Genomic DNA, 20,793 nt, shown 5'->3' with positions numbered 1-20,793 from the left:
GCTATTCGGCTGCCGCTGACTGCGGGCTGCAATCGCTCACCAGCTTCCACTGGATCGCGTCCAACAGCGCCTCGAACGAGGCATCGATAATGTTCGCACTGACGCCAACTGTGGACCAACGCCGCCCCTGCCCGTCTTCGCTGTCGATGATCACGCGCGTGACCGCCTCGGTCCCGCCTTGAGTGATGCGCACCTTGAAGTCGACCAACCGCATATCCGACAGTATCTGCGAATACTGCCCCAAATCCTTGGCCAGAGCTTTCGCCAGCGCGTTCACCGGGCCGCGATCGCTGCCGCTTTCATCGAGTGATTCACTCACCGACAGCTTCTTCTCGCCATCCACTTTCACAACAACGACCGCCTCGGACAGGCTGACCATCTTGTTGTATTTGTTCTTCCGGCGCTCAACGGTCACCTTATATCGTTTGACCTCAAAGAATTCGGGCAGTTGCCCCAACTCATCCCGCGCCAACAGTTCGAAACTGGCCTGCGCGGTGTCGTAGGAATAGCCCTCGGCCTCGCGCAGTTTGATCCGCTCCAGAATACGCCCCAGCGCCGGATCGCTCGCTTCAACGGCCAATCCTGCATCGGTCAGCCGTTTGCGCAGGTTCGATTGCCCAGCCTGGTTCGACATCGGAATAATGCGCGCATTGCCGACACTTGCGGGATCAATATGCTCATAGGTCGTCGGGTCCTTGAGGATCGCGCTGGCATGCAGCCCGGCCTTATGCGCAAAAGCCGACGCGCCGACATAGGCACTCTGCTTGCTGGGCACGCGGTTCAGGATATCATCCAGCATCCTGCTGATCCGCGTCAATCCGGCCAGAGCCTCGGGCTTCACTCCGATCTCATAGTGCGAGGCATAGGGCTCTTTCAGCATCAACGTCGGGATCAAAGCGGTCAGGTTGGCGTTACCGCAGCGCTCTCCCAAACCATTCAGCGTCCCCTGTATCTGCCGCGCGCCCGCGTCAACGGCAGCCAGCGAGCACGCCACGGCATTTTCGGTATCGTTATGAGTATGAATACCCAGCCGATCCCCGGGTAGACCGGCCGCAATCACCTCAGACACGATCCGCCCGACTTCTGCCGGCAAGGCCCCGCCATTGGTGTCACACAGAACCACCCACCGTGCCCCCGCATCGAGCGCAGCGCGACAGACTTCAACCGCATATTCCGGTTTGTCCTTGTAGCCATCAAAGAAATGCTCGGCATCAAACAGAGCCTCCCGCCCCTGCGCCACGATATGCGCGACCGAGGCACGAACGTTCTCGGTGTTCTCCTCCAGCGTGATACCAAGCGCATGGGTCACGTGGTAATCGTGCGATTTCCCCACGAGACAAACGGCTGGTGTTCCCGCGTTCATCACAGCAGCCAGAACGTCATCATTCTCCGCCGATCGGCCCGCGCGTTTGGTCATCCCAAACGCGGTCATACAGGCCGAAGTCTTGGGCGCGGCATCAAAAAAGGCGCTGTCAGTCGGGTTCGCCCCGGGCCAGCCTCCTTCGATGTAATCAAGCCCCAACGAATCCAGAGCCTGCGCGATCTGTACCTTCTCTGCGGTCGAGAACTGTACGCCTTGCGTCTGCTGCCCGTCGCGCAAGGTGGTGTCATAGAGATAAAGGCGCTGTTTGGTCATTCGACCGCCTCCAACTTCGCGGCATCAAAGCCAGCACCTGGCACCAATTCCACACCGTCCTTGCTCATCCGAACCTCCAGCCCTGCGGCGACATAGGCCGCCTTCAGGCGATCGACCTCAGAGAAATCCTTGTTCTGCATCGCAAGAGCGCGCGCATCGGCCAGTTTTTCTGCGTGGGATGACAGATCAGCCACGGCGGTATGCGCCCAAGCTGCCATTTCATCCGTCAACAGCCCGATTACCTGTGCACTCGCCAGCAATAAAGCAGCGTTGCTGTCAGCAGCCAAACGATGAAGTTCAGCGATGGCACCTGCCGTGTTCATGTCATCTGCAAGCGCATCAATGACCGCAGGTGCCGCGGTGGCAGCGGGCTCGATGCCTGCTGTCAGCGCCCGCCACTTGCGCAACGTTGCCTCGGCTTCGCGTGCCTTCTTCTCGGTCCAGTCCATCGGCTTGCGATAATGGGTCTGCAGGAACACAAACCGGATCACCTCACCCGGCACACCCTGCTCCAGCAAGTCATGAACGGTGAAGAAATTGCCCAGCGATTTGGACATCTTCTTGCCCTCGACCTGCAGCATCTCATTATGCATCCAGACACGCGCGAATTCGCCATGCGGATGGGCGCATTTGCTCTGAGCAATCTCGTTCTCGTGATGCGGGAACATCAGATCGTTACCGCCGCCATGAATGTCAAAGCTTTCGCCCAACAGCTCATAGCTCATCGCCGAGCACTCAATGTGCCAGCCCGGACGCCCCCGGCCCCATGGGCTGTCCCAGCCGGGCAACTCATCGGTCGACGGCTTCCACAGAACAAAATCCATCGGGTTTTTCTTGTAAGGCGCAACCTCAACCCGAGCGCCCGCGATCATGTCATCGACCGACCGTCCAGAAAGAGCGCCGTAGTGCTCCTTCCAGCTATCCACCGCAAAAAGAACATGCCCCTCGGCGACATAGGCATGCCCTTTGGCGATCAGGTCTTCGATCATCGCAATCATCTGCGCGATATATTCTGTGGCACGAGGCATCGCGTTCGGCTCCATCGCCCCAAGCGCGCCCATATCATGAAGATACCAGCCAATGGTCTCGTCCGAACGCTCCTGCACCAACTGCTCAAGCGAACCCTCGGCTCCGGCCTTCTTACGCGCCAGAGCGGTGGCGTTGATCTTGTCGTCCACGTCGGTGAAATTGCGCACATAGGTCACGTGATCAGCACCGTACACATGCCGCAACAAACGATAGAGCACGTCGAACACAACCACAGGCCGTGCATTCCCCAAATGCGCCCGGTCATAGACCGTCGGACCACAGACATACATCCGCACATTGTCGGGATCGATCGGCGCGAAATCCTCTTTCGTCCGTGTCCTTGTGTTGTGCAGTTTGATCGTCGTCATCTGGTCGTGCTCCTGAAACAGCATATACGTCACGCGTTGGCGCGGGCTTAGCAACTTGTCTCAGAGATGAAAACGAAAGAAACCGGCCCGCTTGAGAAATCAGCAGGTAATGCAGCAGATAATGATGCAAGTTTTCCGGTTCATGCGCTTTGCCTAGCACGGGATCGGTTTTGAGCCAAGCCTTGAGTTTTAGCGCCCTCAGCGGCAGTCTGCCCACCATGACCCGTGATTACGTCAATTCCGTATGCGCAGACCTGCCCGGTGCCGAACTTTCCGACCCTTGGGGTGGCGGCCACGACGCATGGAAAGTTGGCGGCAAGATGTTCGCCTGCGTCGGTTCGGTCGGCGACGGAGTTTCGATCAAGACGCCCGACATAGAGACCGCGCAGATGCTGATTGATGCCGGGATCGGCACCAAAGCCCCCTATTTTCACCGCAGTTGGGTCCGACTGCCTTGGGAAACCGAAGTCGACGAGATGCGGCACCGTCTGGTCACCTCGTACGACATTGTCCGCGCATCGCTGACCAAGAAAGTGCAATCTGGCTTGCCGCCACGAAGCTGATTGACAAAGCTGCGGCGCTCTGCCCCATTCGGCGTAAGGACCGGAGGGCGCGTCATGAAATTATCGCATCGCATCACGCATCTGACAGGCGGTGGATCGGATGGATGGGACGTTTTCTACCGCGCGCGCCGGATGATCGGCGAAGGTCGCGCGGTCACCGAACTGACCATTGGCGAACATGATATCCGAACCGATCCTTCAATTCTGGCTGCGATGGATGCCTCTGCCCGTGACGGTCACACCGGCTATGCCATGGTGCCCGGCACAGACCTGCTGCGCGATACAGTCGCTGCCCGCGTTCAGCTGCGCACCGGGGTCAGAACAACACGTGACAACGTAATGATTACGCCGGGTGGACAGGCCGCGCTATTCGCTGCGCATACAGCGCTCTGCGATCCTGGTGATGTTGGCCTGTATCTCGATCCTTATTATGCCACCTATCCCGGCACAATTCGCGGGGCCGGTGCTATTGCCAGACCCATCGCAACCCGTGCAGAAGATGCGTTTCAACCGCGCGCGCAGGATATCGACGCGGCCGCTGACGGCGCGGTATCGCTGCTGATCAACACGCCGAACAACCCAACGGGAGTGGTGTATTCCACCGAAACGCTCTCGGCCATTTCGAAGCTTTGCGAGCGCCGCGATTTGTGGCTGATCTCGGATGAAGTCTATGACACTCAGGTCTGGGACGGCACCCATGTCTCGCCGCGCGCCCTGCCCGGCATGGCCGAGCGTACATTGGTGATCGGATCAATGTCGAAATCGCATGCCATGACAGGCTCACGCTGTGGCTGGATCGTCGCGCCGGAGGAGGTGATCAAGCACCTGATCAACCTTGCCACCCATACGACATACGGAGTGCCCGGTTTCATTCAGGACGCCGCCAGCTTTGCCCTGAGCGCCGGTCACGAACTGGAAGATCGGATATCCGAGCCATTTAGACGTCGCCGCGCATTGGCGCTTGAAGTGCTGGGCGCGCAACAAGCCGTTGGTTTGATCCCGGCACAAGGAGCGATGTACCTGATGCTCGATATCCGCGCCACCGGCCTCAGCGGAGAAGCCTTTGCCAACGCACTATTGGACACCCATTCCATCGCCGTTATGCCCGGTGAGAGTTTTGGGACCGCCGCCGCCGGACACGTCCGTGTCGCCATGACGATAGCGGATGAGAAGTTTGCCGCCTCGCTGAAATTGCTCTGCGATTTCGCTGCGCAGTTGGCCGGAGGAGTTCAGACAGCTACCGCCTGATGCCCGGATCAGAACCGGAACGTGGTCCGCAAATTGAACACATTTGCATCCAGACCTCGGCCCGAGGTTGGAATATCATCGAAATCCTGTCGCAAAGCCTCGCCACTGATGACGAACCGATCGCCTAGCGGATAGGCAACACCGATCCCGTAAACGGCAGCCGTGTCGCTATCACCCGAGGTACTGGCGCGTGCGGTGCCCACCACCACATAGCCGAGGGCCGGGCCAAAATCGTACCCGCCGCGCAGCTTCAGGCGAGACATACTATCGAGGCTTCCCTGAGACTGACCCAGATCAAGGTTCAGGCGGTTATATTCCAGTTCACCACCCAGAACGAAATTGCCAAAATCGTAGTCGTAACCGATAAGCGGTCCAAAGCTGCCACCGTTGCCCCCTGCACCACCAGATCCATCTACGTCCGCATAACCAAAACTGAACCCGGCATAGGCACCGGTCCAATCCTCAGCCAAAACGGGTCCAGCCACCGCGAACAGTACTGCGACAAGTGTGGCATTTATCGATTTCATTCAGACCTCCGAACCTATGGTGCCGGTCTGGGCGGATTGGCGGGGCTGCGTTTCAACACCTTGCAGCAATGATTATAACTTAAACTCTCGCGCTTTCGTTAATTAACTATGTACAGAGTAACAGATTTCTAGCGTAACGGGAAAAACATTTTCTCACGCTTAGTTGTGGTTCCATGACTAATTTCTGATAAAAAATATCCATACCCAAGTCGCAAACGGGACAGATTATGTCGCCCGGTATTGGAACACTCAGGACACCAGACTGAGGACACGCATGCAAAGTGATGTCGGAAAAATACGCCTGATCAGCCGCACCATTGGTGCGGATCGGGGACGTGCGGCACGCGGCAGGCCAGCGACACGCTGATCGCACCTGAATATACGCTTGCAATCTCAGAACCGGACTCAACTCTATGAACGATCAAACCCGTACTTCCTCCCGCAGTGGTGGGCGCGCTGCGCGCCGTGCTGCCCGCGCCACGGCACTGCCAGAGCATCTCCGCCCCATCCGTCCCGGAATGGAAGGCGGTGTCCTCAATGTCCTGACCCAGGCCCAGATCGAGCGCATCCACGAGGCTGCCCTGACGGCGCTCGAAACCATCGGTCTGGCAGATGCGCCGCAAAGCGGTATCGATTATCTGACCGCCGCCGGGTGCACATTGGGCGACGATGGCCGCATTCGTTTTCCGCGTGCGCTGGTGGAAGATACGATTGCCAAGGCCAATCGCTCGGTTACACTCTACAGTCGGGATGGAAAAACCGATCTGGAACTGTCTGGTACCAAGGTTCACTATGGCACGGCCGGTGCTGCGGTCAGCATGGTTGATGTCCAAGGGCTGGAATACCGTGATTCGACCGTTCAGGACCTGCACGACGCCGCACGCATCTGCGAACAACTTGAAAACATTCACTTTGTTCAAAGACCGATGGTGTGCCGCGACATCCCCGACAACCTTGAGATGGACCTGAACACGATCTACGCCGCATGTTCGGGTACCTTCAAACACATCGGCACTTCTTTCACAGAACCCAGCCATGTCGCACCGGCAATGGAGTTGATCCACATGATTGCCGGTGGCGAGGACGCCTATCGCGAGCGACCTTTCGTGTCGAACTCGAACTGCTTTGTTGTTCCGCCAATGAAATTTGCGACCGAAAGCTGCGAAGTGATGGAGGAATGCATCAAGGCCGGGATGCCCGTTCTGCTGCTTTCCGCTGGCATGGCCGGTGCTACCGCGCCCTCAACCATCGCCGGAGCGATCATGCAAGCTACCGCTGAATGTCTGGCTGGACTGGTTTATGTAAACGCCGTAAGTCCCGGTGCTCCGGCGATTTTTGGCACCTGGCCCTTTGGCCTCGACCTGCGGACGGGCGCGATGTCTATCGGATCAGGCGAGCAAGCCTTGCTGACCGCTGGATGTGCGCAAATGCATCGCTTCTATAATCTGCCCGGCGGTGCCGCTGCGGGCGCATCGGACTCGAAACTGCCCGATATGCAAGCCGGGTGGGAGCAGATGTGTTCCAACGTCATGGCAGGCCTGTCGGGTCTGAACATGGTGTACGAAGCGGCTGGCATGCACGCCTCTCTGCTAGGCTTTTGCCATGAAAGCCTCATCCTCAGCGATGATCTGATCGGTCAGGCGCAGCGCTGCGTGCGCGGCATTGAGGTCAGTGATGAAACGCTCGCGCTGGATCAAATCGCCGAGGTCTGCATGGGTGGCCCCGGGCACTATCTGGGTACGGATGCGACGCTCAGCCGGATGCAGGCAGATTACGTCTATCCGACTTTCGGCGACCGGACCTCGCCCAAGGAGTGGGCGGAACTCGGAAAGCCCGATCTGATCGAAAAGGCCATCGCTCGGAAGGAAGAGATCTTGGCGACCCCTTCCATGGCTCGGTTCGATCCGGTTCTGGATGCTGAACTGCGCAGCAGGTTCAACATTCACTTGCCTACGTAAGATGTTGAAAACAGGCAGCTCGATGCATATCGAGCTGCCTTCTTTATCGCTACGTTCACCCGTTGGATGGCGGTAGCAACCCTGCTTCCTGCGCGACCACGATCTCTTCGGGATCCAACGCTCCGTCCCCATTGGCATCCATCAGCGCAAAGCCATCGGCATCGACGCCAGGTACAACCGCCTGCACTTCTTCGATGGTCAGAACCCCGTCGCCATTTGTATCAGCCGTTCCCTGTGCCAGAGCCATCATCGGCAGTCCAATAGCCAGAGTGGAAAGTATCGCCAGTTTCTTCGGTTCCATTTGTGCCTCCTGAGTGTGTTTTAGGTGTATTTCTCGTCCGGACAGGCACCACAAAAAGCCTCTTGATCACACAGGTCACCCGCATTCCGCGATCCCAAGCCATTCAGGCCAATCTCTGCGTGTTTGACTGAGTCGCATCTGCAAAGCCCTGCCGGGCAAAACGGCCAACTGAAGATTAGGCAAGCTTTACCCGATGAAAGGCGTGCGATCCGGCAAGGGTCTGCTGAAAAGACCGACTCGGCGGCCCAAAAAAGAAAGGGGGCCGAAGCCCCCTGTCAGTTTCGCCTTCCAGGCTCATTTCGTTGACCGCCCGGTGTTTTTTTGCCTGCGGCCTGGACTGCGCATGGGGCGAGCGCACCCGCCCCGTGAGAGAGTGGGAGGGAGCAAATATTCCGCCCCACCCTGTTCCCGGCCAACACGGGCATGTCGGCCGAGTGGACCAAGGCATCGATGGTAAGTCTCAGCGCCTTGCTCCGTATTCGTCGGGGTCGGTACCTGTGGCAGCTATCCGACCCCTGCACCCCGGGTTGCCGGGGCGCTAAACTCAGCTACACCCGCTTGTCGCGCCGCAGGTGTTGCATTTCATGCAGGTGCCGTTGCGCACCAGCGTGTAGTTTCCACATTCACCGCAGGGATCGCCCTCGTACCCTTGCATCTTGGCTTTGGTGCGGGCGTCCATTCCGGTTGCGACTGCCGTTTCAGCAGGTGCTTCGAAAGCGGCTGAGGTTTCTGCCATGCCGGTTACGTCAGCCTGACCACCGTTAAAGACCATCAGATCTTGCGGCAGACGCTTGCGCAAATAGCCAGTCGAACTGATTTGTTTCAGCACTTCCAACGACTTGGTCGCCGCGCTGTCGCTGATCTCAGACACATTCGACAATCCGTCTTCCTCGCCACGGCCCAGATCGTCGAACGTCGCGCCTTCGGGCTTCACATGGGCCAGATCGGTGCGGTCCAGATAGGACACAGCCAGTTCACGGAAGATATAGTCTAGGATCGATGTCGCGTTCTTGATCGAGTCGTTGCCCTGCACCATCCCTGCCGGTTCGAATTTGGTGAAGGTGAAGGCGTCCACGAACTCTTCTAGCGGCACGCCATATTGCAGACCAACCGACACGGCGATGGCAAAGTTGTTCATCATCGCCCGGAAGCCAGCGCCTTCCTTGTGCATGTCGATGAAGATCTCGCCCAGCTTGCCGTCTTCGAACTCACCAGTGCGCAGATAGACCTTGTGGCCACCCACGATTGCCTTCTGAGTGTAACCCTTGCGGCGATGCGGCAGTTTCTCGCGGTGGCTGCGGATCATTTCCTTGACCACAACCTTCTCGATCACTTTCTCGGCCAGAACGACAGCTTTTTCCTGCGTCGAGCCGCTTTCCAGCACTTCCGCTGCCTCGTCGTCATCCTCGACCAGCGCCGCGGCCAGGGGCTGCGACAGTTTTGAGCCGTCGCGGTACAGCGCATTGGCCTTCACACCCAGCGACCAGCTGAGTTCGTAGGCCTTCTGGCAATCCTCGATGGTCGCGTCGTTCGGCATGTTGATCGTCTTCGAGATCGCACCCGAGATGAAGCTCTGCGCCGCCGCCATCATAGTGATGTGGCTATCAACCCCCAGGAAACGCTTGCCTTTCTTGCCGCACGGGTTGGCGCAGTCAAAGATCGCGTAGTGTTCCTCTTTCAGGTGCGGCGCGCCTTCCAGCGTCATGGTTCCGCAGACGTGGTCATTGGCCGCGTCGATATCCGCCTTGGTAAAGCCCAGATGGCGCAGCAGGTCGAATGTCGGGTCGTTCAGCTTGGTCGCCGGGATGCCCAGAACGCCGGTGCAGAAATCCTCGCCCAGTGTCCACTGGTTGAAGACGAACCGGATGTCGAAGGCGCTTTCCAGTGCGGCGTCCACTTTGGCCAGTTCATTCGGCCCAAAGCCATGACCGGTCAGCGAGGTGTGGTTGATCCCCGGTGCGTTGCCGATGGTGCCGTGCCCAACCGCATAGCCCACGATCTCTTCGATCTGAGCCGAGGAATAGCCCAGCTTCTCCAGCGCCGAAGGCACCGAGCGGTTGATAATCTTGAAGTAACCGCCACCGGCCAGCTTTTTGAATTTAACCAGCGCAAAATCGGGCTCGATCCCGGTTGTGTCGCAGTCCATCACCAGACCAATAGTGCCGGTCGGTGCGATAACTGTGGCCTGCGCGTTGCGGTAGCCGTTCTTCTCACCGAGGTTCAGCGCCTCATCCCAAGCCGACATGGCCAGATCGACCAGACGTTTGTCCGGGCAATTGCCGTGGTCCAGAGGCACCGGCTTCACGGCCAGCTTCTCATAACCGTCGGTCACACCTTGCGACGCACGGCGGTGGTTACGGATGACGCGTAGCATGTGATCGGCGTTGCGCTCATATCCTTTGAACGGGCCAAGCTCGCCTGCAATCTCCGCCGAGGTCGCATAAGCCACACCGGTCATGATCGCGGTCAGCGCGCCACAGATCGCCCGGCCCTCGTCCGAGTCATAGCTGTAGCCCATGTTCATCAGCAGACCGCCAATATTGGCGTAACCCAGACCCAAAGTACGGAAGTCATAGGACAGTTGCGCGATTTCCTTCGACGGGAACTGCGCCATGGTCACCGAGATTTCCAGCGTCAGGGTCCACAGGCGCGAAGCGTGCATATAGTCCGCCGCCTGGAACTCACCATCCTTGAGGAAGGTCAGCAGGTTCATCGACGCCAGGTTACAGGCCGTGTCATCGAGGAACATATATTCCGAGCACGGGTTCGAGCCGCGAATCTCACCATCTTCGGGGCATGTGTGCCATTCGTTGACGGTATCGTGGAATTGAATGCCCGGATCGGCACAGGCCCAAGCGGCGTGGCCAACTTTCTCCCAAAGGTCCCGCGCCTTGACGGTGCGAGCGACCTTGCCGTCGGTGCGGTTGATCAGTTCCCAATCGGCATCTTTCTCGACAGCGGTCAGGAACGCATTGGTCACGCGGATCGAGTTGTTCGAGTTCTGACCCGAGACCGAGCTATAGGCCTCCGAATCCCAGTCCGTGTCGTAAGTCGGGAACTCGATGCTGTCGTGACCCTGCCGCGCATAGTCCAGCACGCGCTTGATGTAAGTTTCGGGGATCGCAACTTTTTTCGCCTCACGCACCGCTTTCTTCAAACTATCATTCTTGTTGGGCTCATACGCATCGTCCTGCGCACCGTCCCAGCTGCGGATGGCCTCGAAAATGCCATTCAGCATCTTCTCGTGCATCTTTGATCCCGCAACGATCGAGGCAACCTTCTGCTCTTCGATCACTTTCCACTCGATGAATTGCTCGATATCCGGGTGATCCGCATCGACGATTACCATCTTTGCTGCCCGACGGGTTGTCCCGCCCGATTTGATCGCGCCGGCGGCGCGGTCACCGATCTTGAGAAAGCCCATCAGGCCCGAGGACTTGCCGCCACCCGACAGCGCCTCGCCCTCAGCCCGCAGATGGCTGAAGTTGGTCCCGGTACCTGAGCCGTATTTGAACAGGCGCGCCTCGCGCACCCACAGATCCATGATACCGCCTTCGTTGACCAGATCATCATCTACGGACTGGATGAAGCACGCATGCGGCTGCGGGTGCTCGTAAGCCGATTTCGATTTGGTCAGCTTGCCGGTTTTGTAGTCAACATAATGGTGACCCTGCGCCGGACCGTCGATTCCATATGCCCAGTGCAGACCGGTGTTAAACCACTGCGGCGAGTTAGGCGCGGCGCGCTGGGTTGCCAGCATATACCGCATCTCATCAAAGTAAGCGCGCGCGTCGTCCTCGGTCGAGAAATAGCCGCCCTTCCAGCCCCAATAGGCCCAAGCACCAGCCAAACGGTCGAACACCTGCTTTGACGAAGTTTCACCATCGAATTCAGCGTCATCAGCGGGAACAGAGCGCCACAGGAACTCAGGGACGTCCTTCTCCTTGACCTTTTTCAGCTTGGACGGAACACCCGCCTTGCGGAAATACTTCTGCGCGATGACGTCGCTGGCTACCTGGCTCCACTTCGCGGGAACCTCGATCTCGTCCAAGCGGAACACGATGGTGCCATCCGGATTGCGGATCTCGGACGTTGCGGACACAAAATCCAGCTCGGCATATGCATCCTGCCCCGGTTTGGTGAATTTTCTTTCAATCTTCATGTCCGCTGCCCCAGCTTCACGTTGTCCAAAATTTTCAACCCCGACACCAAATCTTGTGTTGCGGGGTGCCGCCCGCACAACCGATTCAACAAAGGCACAAAGGACCTAGCGCTGCCCGTTACAGCGCAGAACCGCTTACGCGGTCGCACGTTATATTGGTTTGCTGTCCGTCCCTTGCCCGACGCCCGCTTCTGGTCATTACCTACCAGATTTAGTGGCTCGTTCATCGGTTTATACAATCTGACGTATATACCCATAGTTGGTCAACGGGCTTTTTGGGTCATTTTTGAAATCTTTTGGCTTGACCCAATCTGACAAACAGGCGGGAAATCGCCGGTCGATGATTCCTCCACAGGCCGGTCGCCCGGATCAATCACGCACGAGCCATTAGTCCCAAATTGATTTCCCGTTTTGAACGCCACAGTTACGCGAAATTGATCAAGCGCGCGGCCATCAAGAACACTATCAGAGAATCATCGTCTACTGTGTTGAACACATGGCATAGTCAGCGTGTTGTGTTTTTTCCGTACGGGATTTTATTCCACCATGCGCCTGCTGCTTCTGTTGCCCCTTCTGGCCCTGACCGTGTCTTGTACATCACAAGAGGCGCTGCTTGCATCGCGCAGTGCTCAGTTCCCAAGTTATCCAGAAAGCCTGTTCAACACCTTCAAGACAGATTGTTCAGGCCCCGGTGACAGCTATCGGAAAACCAGTTCGAACAGCTATGAGTGCCACGAGACGCTGTCCCCTCAGGCCACCGCCTATCTGATTCTCAGCTATGACGGTTATCCACAGAATTTGCCTCAGATCGTGACGCGACTGAGCTCGACAAAAAACCAACAAGGCTATCGCGTGGATGCCGAGTTGTTTTTCCTTGTTCCGCAGAAAAGCGGTAAAACGCTAAGGATTCCGGTAGAAAGCAAGGATTTGGATCGCGATTTTTCGCGGCTCTACAACACTTTCGGCGGAACGCCAGTGTAAACAGAGAGAAGTGGTCGGGGCGGCAGGATTCGAACCTACGACCCCCTGTACCCAAAACAGGTGCGCTACCAGACTGCGCCACGCCCCGGACCGTGCGCCTTCCTAAACGCGGCAATCTGATTTGAAAAGCCCTAACAGGGCCAAATTGCGGGACCTTGCGAAAAAACTTCGTGTCGCATCTGAGTTCCGGGCCGAATGCCATAGCGTGCAGCGAGCCCTGCATTGATTTCAAGCACAGCATAGACCGAATCGCCGCCCTCGATCGGGGTCAGATCGCCAGGAACGGCCCCTTCATGCACGCGCGTCACCGCGCCAGCGCGATCCACAAAAATCATGTCGAGCGGAATCAGTGTGTTCTTCATCCAGAATGCCACGCGTTGCGGCGGATCGAAGATAAACAACATCCCCGACCGGCTGGGCATGCTCTCACGGAACATCAATCCGCGCGACCGTTCCTCTGGGGTCACTGCCAGTTCGATGTCGAACCGAACCTGCGCCGCATCATTTCGCAGCTCAACCCGGTCAGCACGACACTCGGCCCAGGCGGTCCCAGAGAACAGAACCGTGAGAGCAATTAGAGCTGTCGCGAATTTCTTCATGTACTGCTTAACTGTTCAGTGCCGCTTCCCAGGCTAGCACCTGAGCGGCCATGCGCCCGCGCTTGCCATCGATGACCCGCATGGCCAGCGCCTCGCCCGGTTGCAGATCAGCAAGGCCCGAGCGACGCAGAACCTCAATATGAAGAAACACGTCTTCGCTGCTGCCGAACACGTTCGCAAACCCGAAACCCTTACCCTTGTCGAACCATTTGACCCGCGCAGCCTCGAGCGGCGCGCTTCCGATCACGTTCGGATCAAGCTCGGCAAAATCGGCAAGCATCATGGTCTCGGCACGAACCGGTGGATCCACACTGACGACCTCGACCGCCTGAACACCGCGGTCGGTCTTGTGTGTCATGATCTCGATCCCGGCGCCGTCCGCGACCGAGCTTTGACCGAAATTCCGCAAGACGTTGACGTGCAACAGAATATCCGGCCCACCTTCGTCGGACACAACAAATCCGTACCCCTTGGCGGGGTCGAACCATTTTACGTGTCCACGAACGCGGTACATGCTGTTCAGATCTTCTGGCACTGTTTTCCCATCACGAAGATTACTAAGTCGTTAAGGGTTTGTTGTTTATGGTATTGGCCCGCAAATTCAAGCTGAAAAAAGCCTTTGTTTACCGACTGTTGCATTTCACGATACGCGAACGTCACGGATTTAACCTCTGCACTTGCCAGTTAGATGCGTCACCGTCACGTCTCCACTGAAACCGATCATGCAGCCGAAAGGCTCCGTCGGCCCAAAACTCTATTTCAACAGGCACCAATCGATACCCACCCCAGAATTTAGGGCGCGGCGGATTCGTTCCCAGCTTCGCCGTCACTTTAGCCACTTCGGCCATCAGAGTTGCACGGCTTTCAAGCGGTTGCGACTGATGCGACGCCCAAGCCCCTAGTCTACTCTTGAGCGAGCGCGATGCATAGTATTCATCCGCCTGCGGACCGTCCTCGCGGGTGATTGTACCACGAACACGAATTTGACGCCGCAAAGATTTCCAGTGCATCACGAAGGCTGCCTTGCCGGCGTCATCGAGTTCCTGGGCTTTGGCGCTGTGATAATTGGTATAAAAGACAAACGCGTCTTTTTCGATTTCCTTCAGCAATACCATCCGGACATTGGGTAGACCTTCTGAATCCACGGTCGCCAGCGCAATCGCGTTCGGATCGTTTGATTCTGTCTTCTCTGCCTCAGCCAGCCACCGTCCCGCAATTTCAAACGGATCGGCCCCGGCAAAGATGCCACTGCGCTCGTTCATTTCCATCCCCTGGAAACAGTTGAACTTGACCCTAAGGCGAGAACCCGCTGCGGGCAAGAGCGCATGGCCTTGATGCAGACCAATCAATGGCATAAACCAACCGGACATAACGCGACGACATGCGGAGAACCGAAGATGTCAAATCAGTTGATGGCCGGAAAACGCGGCCTCATCATGGGACTGGCCAATGACAAATCAATCGCATGGGGAATCGCCCGCGCCTTGTCCGCCGCCGGGGCCGAACTGGCCTTTTCCTATCAGGGTGATGCCCTGAAGAAACGCGTCGACCCTTTGGCGGCGCAACTGGGCAGCGAGGTCGTTTTGCCCTGCGATGTTAGCGACGAAGAATCAATCGATGGTCTGTTCGCAGCACTCGAACAGAAATGGGGTAAGCTGGATTTCGTCGTGCACGCCATCGGCTTCTCCGACAAGAACGAGCTGCGCGGTCGCTATGTCGATACCAGCCGTGCGAACTTCAAGCTGACCATGGATGTGTCGGTTTACTCGTTTACCGCAGTCATGCAGCGCGCAGAAAAGCTGATGACCGAGGGTGGCTCTGCCATCACGCTTACCTATTACGGTGCCGAGCAGGTGATGCCGCATTATAATGTCATGGGCGTCGCAAAGGCCGCGCTTGAGGCGTCGGTGAAATATCTTGCCGAAGACCTCGGTAAGGATGGCATTCGCGTGAACGCGATCTCGGCCGGTCCGATCAAGACGCTGGCAGCCAGCGGCATCGGTGATTTCCGGTACATCATGAAGTGGAACGAGTATAACTCGCCCCTGCGCCGCAACGTCACGATCGACGACGTAGGCAACTCAGCGCTCTACCTGCTGTCTGATCTCAGCAGTGGTGTGACCGGTGAAAACCTGCACGTGGATTCGGGCTATCACATTGTCGGCATGAAAGCCGTTGACGCACCAGACGTTGAGAAGGGTTAAAACATGAGCGCCAAGGATCGCCTGCCCCACGAAAAAGGCTTTCACATCAGCTGGGACCAGATTCACCGCGACTCGCGCGCCTTGGCGTGGAGGCTTGACGGGCAAGGCCCCGACGACGGCGCATGGCGCGCCGTCGTGGCCATCACTCGCGGTGGCATGGCTCCTGCGATGATTGTCAGCCGCGAGCTCGACATTCGCACCGTCGATACCGTCAGCGTGAGATCCTATCACCATCAGGAACAGGGCGAGGCCGAGGTACTGAAGGCTCCTGACGCCGATTTGATGAGGGATGGCGAGGGCATTCTGATCATTGATGATCTGGTCGATAGCGGTAAGACGCTGGAACTCGTGCGTGAGATGTACCCCAAAGCCCATTTCGCCACTGTATATGCCAAACCCAAAGGTCGCCCCATGGTTGATACCTTCATTACCGAGGTCAGCCAGGACACGTGGATCTTCTTTCCGTGGGACATGGCCCTGCAATATGTTGAGCCCTATCGCGGCGCCGACTGACCCTTTATTGCTGTTCAAAAAACCTCGGATCGCGGGGCGGAGCCTCGCAAAAGGACGGTCCTGCCATGGCTCAGACACGCACCAGCGCCACCTTCCCCCCACCGGTGATGGAGGCGCGCCGCTGGCTTGACGGCGTTACGTTTTCCGAAGATCGGCCTCTGATCAATGTCAGCCAGGCGGCGCCGGTTGATCCGCCACCACTGGCACTGCGACAAGCGATGGCAGAATTCGCCGTATCGCAAGACAGCGCTCATCTCTACGGCCCCGTTTTGGGTAACGATGATCTTCGGGCCGAGCTTGCCACGCAGATCAGCGCCCACTACGAAGCACGTGTCACTGCCGCCCAGGTGGCGATCACTTCCGGCTGTAACCAAGCCTTCTCGGCCGTCATTTCCGCAATCACCGATCAAGGGGATGAAGTCATCCTGCCAACCCCATGGTATTTCAACCATAAAATGTGGCTTGATATGGCCGGGGTCACGGCCATCGACCTATCCACTGGCGATGATCTTCTACCCGACCCAGTCAGGGCGCGCGCTCTGATCACCGATAAAACGCGCGCGATTGCACTGGTTACCCCGAATAATCCCGGTGGTGTGGAATACCCTGCTGGGTTGGTGCGCGCGTTCTATGACCTCGCAGAGGAATTCGGTCTGCGTTTGCTGGTCGATGAGACCTATCGCGATTTCGACAGCCGCAGCGGCCCTCCGCATGAGCTGTTTCAGCAGCCCAACTGGGACCTCACGCTAGTCCACCTCTATTCATTCTCGAAGGCCTATCGGCTGACGGGTCACCGCGTCGGTGCAATTGCGACCAGTCCTGCCCTGTTGGCCGAGATTGAGAAGTTTCTCGACACTGTCGCGATCTGCCCCGGTCAAATCGGGCAGTTCGCCGCGCTCTGGGGCATGCAGAACCTGTCACAATGGGTCGCGGGCGAGCGGGAAGAAATCCTCGACCGCCGCGCAGCGATCACGGAAGGCATGCCACGCCTTGCCGAAAAGGGATGGCGTCTGCTGGGTCTGGGTGCGTATTTCGCTTATCTCGAACACCCGTTCGATATTCCCTCGGACGAATTGGCGAAACGGTTGGTGGCCGAGGCCGGGGTTCTACTGCTGCCCGGCACGATGTTCATGCCCGACCATGACCCGGCCGGAAAGCGGCAGGTCAGGGTCGCGTTTGCCAATCTCGACCGCGCCGGTATTGCGCAATTATTCGACCGGCTGCAGGGCTTGTCCATCTGAGCTTGCCCCCCCGCGCCGTGCATCGTATTCAGGGCCGCAACCAACAGGGCAGACACTCGCCAATACAACCAAGAGGGCACCATGGCCGCAGGCATGAAAAACCTATCCAAGACCTTTGTATGGATCCTTATGGGTCTTTTAATGCTGGGCCTTGCAGGATTCGGTGCGACCAGCCTGACGGGCACGGTACGTACCGTGGCTCAGGTCGGGGATGAAAGTGTTTCCGTCGACGAATATTTCCGCGAATTGCAGCGCGAAATTCGCGCGGTCGAGGCCCAGACCCGCCAGCCGATGCAAATCTCGCAAGCCATTGATCTGGGTCTGGATCAACTTGCCTTGTCCCGACTGATCGCACTCGCTGCCCTGGACAATGAGGTAGGTCAGCTCGGAATCTCGATTGGCGATGAAAACCTGCAGCGCGAGATCGTGCAGATCCCCGCCTTTCAGGGCGTCGATGGCACATTCGACCGCGAAGCCTATGACTTTCAACTGGATCAGGTCGGCATGTCCGATGCTGAATTCGAGTCTGACCTGCGCAAGGAATCTGCGCGTACCATCGTTCAGGGCGCGGTCACGAGCGGGGTCGAGATGCCTCTGACAATGACCGAGACGTTGTCGAACTATGTCCTCGCCCGCCGCAGCTTTACCGTCGCGACTTTGTCTGCCGATGCGCTTGAAACTCCGGTTGCTGAGCCAACGGATGAGCAGGTACAGGCCTATTACGACGAAAACGGCGATCGCTTTACCCTGCCCCGCACCAAACGCCTGACCTACGCCATTCTGTCGCCCGAGATGTTATTGGACACGGTTGAGGTCGATGAGGACTCGCTGCGCCGTTTGTATGATCAGCGTGCAGATCAATACCAGCAGCCCGAACGCCGTCTGGTCGAACGCCTGACCTATCCCAGCGAAGAGGCGGCGACCGAGGCGTTGGCGCAGCTGGAAGTTGGCGGTGCCGATTTCGAGCAGTTGGTTCGCGATCGTCAGCTTGATCTCAGCGATGTGGACTTGGGAGATGTGACCCGCGAAAATCTGGGCGAAGCCGCCGATGCAGTCTTCGCTGCCGAGATCGACGATGTCGTTGGTCCTTTGCCGTCCACCTTCGGCCCTGCCCTGTTCCGCATAAACGGCTCGCTGGCTGCGAACAACGTGACATTCGAAGAAGCTGAAGCCGAGCTACGCGAAGAATTGGCTGCCGAGCGTGCACGTCGTCAAATCGAAGCGCAGGCCGAAGACATAAATGACCTGCTGGCAGGCGGTGCAACGCTGGAAGAGCTGGTTGACGAGACCGAGCTTGAGCTGGGTCAGATCGACTGGACGCAACAAAGCGATGAAGGTGTCGCCGCCTATGACGGATTCCGCGAAGCCGCGGTCGCCATTCAGGAAGACGATTTCCCCGAGGTCGCATTCCTCGAAGATGGATCGCTCTTCGCCATGCGTTTGGATGAGGTTCTGCCCGAACGTCCCGAACCATTGGAAAGCGCGCGCGCTCGGGTTGCCGGTGCCTGGGTGCAGGATGAGACTGCAAAAGCACTGCAAAACCAGGCCAATTCGATCCTGACGCAACTTGCAACGGATGGCGATTTCACCGCGACTGGTCTGCCCTTCCGCGTCGAAAACGCTTTGACCCGCACCGCGTTTCTTGAGGACGTGCCTGTCGATTTCATGACTCAGGTCTTCGAAATGGACCCTGCTGAGCTGCGCGTCATTCCCGGCAATGGCACTGCACTGATCGTGCGGCTGGACGAAGAGCTGCCCCCGGCGGAGACCGATGAACAACGCCGGATGCAGGACGCGCTGGCCGCACAGATGAATCAGGCGCTGGCACAGAACATTTTTGATATCTACGTGCGTGACGCTCAAACGCGTGCGCGCCCCGTGCTGGATCAGCAAGCGCTGAACGCAGTGCGTTCAAGCTACTAGAAGAGACATCAGATGGCCCTGACACCGGATTTCGACAGTTTCGCGCGCGCCTATGACGCAGGCGAAAATCAGGTCGTCTATACCCGCCTTGCCGCCGATCTGGATACGCCGGTTTCGCTGATGCTCAAGCTGACGGGGGCGCAGAAGGATGCCTTCATGCTCGAGTCGGTGACCGGGGGTGAGGTGCGCGGGCGCTATTCGATCATCGGTATGAAGCCCGATCTGGTCTGGCGCTGTCATAGCGAAGCTTCAGCCCTGAACCGGTCTGCCCGGTTCGACGCCGAAGCGTTTGAACCGCAGAATGGCAACCCGATGGACAATCTGCGCGACTTGCTGGCCGAAAGCCGCATCGCGCTGCCGGATGATCTGCCGCAGGCGGCTGCCGGGCTGTTCGGTTATCTGGGGTATGACATGGTGCGGCTGGTGGAGTACCTGCCGGATGTGAATCCCGATCCCTTGGACCTACCGGACGCGATCATGCTGCGCCCGTCGGTCATCGCCGTATTAGATGGCGTCAAAGGCGAAGTCACCGTTGTATCGCCCGCATGGGTCAGCGAAGGCCAAACCGCCAAAGCCGCTTATGCGCAAGCAGCAGAACGCGTGATGGACGCCGTGCGTGATCTGGAACGCGCGATGCCTGCTGAGACGCGCGATCTGGGCGAGGCGATTGAAGTTGGACCGCCTGTGTCGAACTTCACCAAGTCGGGTTATATGGAGGCCGTAGAAAAGGCCAAGGAATACATCCGCGCAGGCGATATCTTTCAGGTCGTCCCGGCGCAGCGTTGGACGCAGGATTTCCCGCAACCCCCTTTCGCGCTCTACCGTTCGTTGCGACGCACAAACCCGTCGCCCTTCATGTTCTATTTCAACTTTGGCGGCTTTCAGGTGGTGGGTGCCAGCCCGGAAATCCTCGTGCGGGTCTTCGGTAACGAAGTCACAATACGCCCTATCGCAGGCACCCGTCCACGCGGCGCAACGCCCGAAGAAGACAAGGCCAACGAGGTCGATCTGCTGGCCGACAAGAAGGAATTGGCAGAGCATCTGATGCTGCTGGATCTGGGCCGTAACGATACCGGTCGCGTCGCGAAGATCGGTACAGTACGCCCCACCGAAGAGTTCATCATCGAACGCTACAGCCACGTGATGCACATCGTGTCGAACGTGGTCGGGGAACTGGCCGAGGACAAAGACGCGCTGGATGCGTTCTTTGCCGGGATGCCTGCCGGTACGGTTTCGGGTGCGCCCAAAGTGCGTGCGATGGAGATCATCGACGAGTTGGAACCCGAAAAGCGTGGTATCTATGGTGGCGGCGTTGGGTATTTCAGTGCTGGCGGCGATATGGATATGTGTATCGCCCTACGCACGGCCATCGTCAAAGACCACAAGCTTTATATCCAGGCGGGCGGCGGCGTTGTCTATGACAGCGACCCCGAGGCGGAATATATGGAGACCGTCCACAAATCGAACGCGATCCGCCGTGCGGCGGCCGATGCAGCGCGATTTACTGGAAATGGGAACAGCTAAGAACGGCAGCACATCA

17 protein-coding genes and 1 tRNA gene are annotated in these 20,793 nt (G+C 58.0%); 9 read left to right on the top strand and 9 right to left on the bottom strand.

The window, feature by feature from the left end; all coding sequences use genetic code 11:
• Position 1: 1 nt before the first annotated feature.
• Both cimA and cysS read right to left on the bottom strand, forming a co-directional pair.
• Positions 2-1,636 carry a citramalate synthase gene (gene cimA, locus ACR0AZ_RS04610; RefSeq protein ID WP_480469719.1) on the bottom strand — a complete coding sequence of 545 codons (1,635 nt, stop codon included), beginning with the start codon at positions 1,634-1,636 and terminating at the stop codon, positions 2-4.
• A complete protein-coding gene (cysS, locus tag ACR0AZ_RS04605) occupies positions 1,633-3,033 on the bottom strand; it encodes a cysteine--tRNA ligase (RefSeq protein ID WP_480469718.1) in 1,401 nt (466 codons plus the stop codon). The genes cimA and cysS overlap by 4 nt, the downstream gene beginning before the upstream one ends.
• 218 nt (positions 3,034-3,251) lie before the next feature.
• Between cysS and ACR0AZ_RS04600 the strand changes: the two genes are divergently transcribed.
• Both ACR0AZ_RS04600 and ACR0AZ_RS04595 read left to right on the top strand, forming a co-directional pair.
• Positions 3,252-3,596, top strand: coding sequence for an MmcQ/YjbR family DNA-binding protein (locus ACR0AZ_RS04600; protein WP_480469717.1), 345 nt, complete (start codon positions 3,252-3,254; stop codon positions 3,594-3,596).
• Positions 3,597-3,650: 54 nt separating this feature from the next.
• On the top strand, positions 3,651-4,844 hold the full coding sequence (locus tag ACR0AZ_RS04595; RefSeq protein ID WP_480666867.1) for a pyridoxal phosphate-dependent aminotransferase: 1,194 nt from the start codon (positions 3,651-3,653) through the stop codon (positions 4,842-4,844).
• Positions 4,845-4,852: 8 nt separating this feature from the next.
• Here ACR0AZ_RS04595 and ACR0AZ_RS04590 read toward each other — a convergent pair whose 3' ends face one another.
• Positions 4,853-5,371, bottom strand: a complete 519-nt coding sequence (locus ACR0AZ_RS04590) for an outer membrane protein (RefSeq protein WP_480666866.1) — start codon at positions 5,369-5,371, stop codon at positions 4,853-4,855.
• Between the two features lie 413 nt (positions 5,372-5,784).
• Here ACR0AZ_RS04590 and ACR0AZ_RS04585 point away from each other — a divergent pair, with 413 nt between their 5' ends.
• Positions 5,785-7,329 carry a trimethylamine methyltransferase family protein gene (locus tag ACR0AZ_RS04585; protein ID WP_480666865.1) on the top strand — a complete coding sequence of 515 codons (1,545 nt, stop codon included), beginning with the start codon at positions 5,785-5,787 and terminating at the stop codon, positions 7,327-7,329.
• 55 nt (positions 7,330-7,384) lie between these two features.
• Here the strand turns inward: ACR0AZ_RS04585 and ACR0AZ_RS04580 are convergent, their stop codons facing one another.
• Together ACR0AZ_RS04580 and ACR0AZ_RS04575 are read right to left on the bottom strand one after the other, a co-directional pair.
• Entirely contained in the window at positions 7,385-7,630 is a 246-nt protein-coding gene (locus ACR0AZ_RS04580) for an EF-hand domain-containing protein (RefSeq protein ID WP_480666864.1), read from the bottom strand.
• Positions 7,631-8,174: 544 nt separating this feature from the next.
• Entirely contained in the window at positions 8,175-11,792 is a 3,618-nt protein-coding gene (locus tag ACR0AZ_RS04575) for a vitamin B12-dependent ribonucleotide reductase (RefSeq protein WP_480469712.1), read from the bottom strand.
• Positions 11,793-12,338: 546 nt separating this feature from the next.
• Here ACR0AZ_RS04575 and ACR0AZ_RS04570 point away from each other — a divergent pair.
• The gene (locus tag ACR0AZ_RS04570; protein ID WP_480469711.1) at positions 12,339-12,773 is read left to right on the top strand and encodes a hypothetical protein; all 435 of its coding nucleotides are present in this window, start codon (positions 12,339-12,341) and stop codon (positions 12,771-12,773) included.
• Positions 12,774-12,784: 11 nt separating this feature from the next.
• Here ACR0AZ_RS04570 and ACR0AZ_RS04565 read toward each other — a convergent pair.
• The 4 genes from ACR0AZ_RS04565 to pdxH all read right to left on the bottom strand — a co-directional run bounded on the left by ACR0AZ_RS04565 (position 12,785) and on the right by pdxH (position 14,634).
• Positions 12,785-12,861 (bottom strand) — tRNA-Pro (locus ACR0AZ_RS04565).
• 43 nt (positions 12,862-12,904) lie between these two features.
• Complete coding sequence (locus ACR0AZ_RS04560; protein WP_480666862.1) at positions 12,905-13,372, bottom strand: DUF192 domain-containing protein; 468 nt, start codon at positions 13,370-13,372, stop codon at positions 12,905-12,907.
• Between the two features lie 7 nt (positions 13,373-13,379).
• Positions 13,380-13,907, bottom strand: coding sequence for a cold-shock protein (locus ACR0AZ_RS04555; protein WP_480469709.1), 528 nt, complete (start codon positions 13,905-13,907; stop codon positions 13,380-13,382).
• A gap of 121 nt (positions 13,908-14,028) precedes the next feature.
• On the bottom strand, positions 14,029-14,634 hold the full coding sequence (gene pdxH / locus ACR0AZ_RS04550) for a pyridoxamine 5'-phosphate oxidase (protein WP_480469708.1): 606 nt from the start codon (positions 14,632-14,634) through the stop codon (positions 14,029-14,031).
• Positions 14,635-14,769: 135 nt separating this feature from the next.
• On the opposite strand from pdxH, the gene fabI reads away from it, so the two are divergent.
• The 5 genes from fabI to trpE all read left to right on the top strand — a co-directional run bounded on the left by fabI (position 14,770) and on the right by trpE (position 20,777).
• Positions 14,770-15,576, top strand: coding sequence for an enoyl-ACP reductase FabI (gene fabI, locus ACR0AZ_RS04545; protein WP_480666861.1), 807 nt, complete (start codon positions 14,770-14,772; stop codon positions 15,574-15,576).
• 3 nt (positions 15,577-15,579) lie between these two features.
• Positions 15,580-16,089, top strand: coding sequence for a xanthine phosphoribosyltransferase (gpt, locus tag ACR0AZ_RS04540; RefSeq protein WP_480666860.1), 510 nt, complete (start codon positions 15,580-15,582; stop codon positions 16,087-16,089).
• A gap of 65 nt (positions 16,090-16,154) precedes the next feature.
• The gene (locus tag ACR0AZ_RS04535) at positions 16,155-17,330 is read left to right on the top strand and encodes an aminotransferase (protein WP_480469705.1); all 1,176 of its coding nucleotides are present in this window, start codon (positions 16,155-16,157) and stop codon (positions 17,328-17,330) included.
• A gap of 81 nt (positions 17,331-17,411) precedes the next feature.
• Entirely contained in the window at positions 17,412-19,253 is a 1,842-nt protein-coding gene (locus tag ACR0AZ_RS04530) for a peptidyl-prolyl cis-trans isomerase (RefSeq protein WP_480469704.1), read from the top strand.
• Positions 19,254-19,265: 12 nt separating this feature from the next.
• Complete coding sequence (trpE, locus tag ACR0AZ_RS04525) at positions 19,266-20,777, top strand: anthranilate synthase component I (protein WP_480469703.1); 1,512 nt, start codon at positions 19,266-19,268, stop codon at positions 20,775-20,777.
• Positions 20,778-20,793 lie beyond the last annotated feature (16 nt).

It is taken from the genome of Ruegeria sp. BE3, from assembly GCF_056538865.1.
This window is presented reverse-complemented; position numbering and strand designations above follow the sequence as displayed.